This is a genomic window from Priestia sp. SIMBA_032, from assembly GCF_046535215.1.
GTDB classification, from domain to species: Bacteria; Bacillota; Bacilli; order Bacillales; family Bacillaceae_H; genus Priestia; species Priestia aryabhattai.
The window spans coordinates 1-242 of the sequence record NZ_JAWRXD010001403.1 but is presented as its reverse complement, the minus strand read 5'-3'; the positions used below and the strand labels follow the sequence as shown (position 1 = coordinate 242).

1 protein-coding gene is annotated in these 242 nt (G+C 72.3%); it reads right to left on the bottom strand.

Annotated elements, in window-relative coordinates; translation table 11 throughout:
- Window positions 1-242 (bottom strand): circularly permuted type 2 ATP-grasp protein (locus SB717_RS38925; RefSeq protein WP_410908611.1); only part of this gene is annotated, 242 nt, incomplete at both ends.

Here is a 242-nt window from a genome sequence, read left to right as displayed (position 1 = left end):
GGTGGGCCTGGTCGAACGCCGTCTCCGACAACGAGCCCGGAGTCAGCACCGCAACCGTCGGTTCCTCGATGCCCTGCGGGGCGTACTCGAACGTCGCGATCCGGACCGTGGCCGCGAACGCAGACATCGGCCGGGGCACGCACCGCTGCAGGAGCCGCGGGAACGCCCGCGACATGAGATGCCGGTCGGCCAAGGCGTAGCCGGCACCCGACGGCGCCTGGGTCCGGTCGGAGTAGGCCAGG